1 protein-coding gene is annotated in these 866 nt (G+C 39.8%); it reads right to left on the reverse strand.

From position 1 onward, the window contains the following. Positions 1-441, reverse strand: a 441-nt coding sequence (locus IQR33_RS13465; RefSeq protein WP_193843765.1) for a DsbA family protein, incomplete at its 3' end; no start/stop codon positions are given. Positions 442-866: the final 425 nt, after the last annotated feature.

The following is an 866-nucleotide window of genomic DNA, read 5'->3' on the forward strand; positions in this document are numbered from 1 at the left end:
GTCCATATCATTCTTGAATTGCTGAACATTCAAGCCAATTTCTCTCGCTAGTTGCAAGTGAGTGGCTTCTTCATGAGGAGGCATCGCACGTAAGTAATACGCATGCTGAATCGCTTCTAGCATCTGCTCATAAGAATCTTGAAAGCCCGCTGCAATAACCGCACGACAAGATTGGTAAGTGCTTCTAACTGGCGTACAAAGCTTCCAGAAATCGTAGTTAAACTTAGTGCCTAACTGGCGCTCAATCTGCTTCCAAATACCTTCGAGTTTTTGTTGCATCTCGGGCGGCATCGGTAAATTAGTATCTGGCGCAAGACCACCAACCACATACTCAAACTGAATCACACCTGGCAGTTGCTGTTTTAGTTTATCCAGCGTTGGTTTGTAACCCCAACACCAACTGCACATTGGGTCATGCACGTAGTAAAGCTTTATATCCACTTTAATTTTTTAACCTATAAAATCAATTAGTTAAATGAAACAAGAATAATAAATGGCGATAAAGTGGCGACACATTTAAATCTTATTGCTTGGTTTCTGCTTAAGAGTTAACGAGTTTTGCTTGTAACCCTGATAACAATATAGGTCCAGCACTCACTCGTTCCCCTCTTCTTCATCAACACGTAAACAGCGGTTTTGTCCCGTTAACTGCACAGTGATTTTGACATCTGAGTTTAATTATACCGTCTCATAAATTGAAAAACTGCTTTATCTTAATAATTCGCTCTAAAGCCTTATAGAGTAAGGCTCTACGCCCTCTTAATCAGATCTTATCTTCGCTCACCTGATCATCTACATTTCTCACAAAATTCTGAACAACACTTATTTTTCATGCACTTACAAAAGTCACCTTGATCTTTCCAGAT

This window comes from Vibrio sp. OPT46 (assembly GCF_015163535.1).
GTDB lineage: Bacteria > Pseudomonadota > Gammaproteobacteria > Enterobacterales > Vibrionaceae > Vibrio > Vibrio alginolyticus.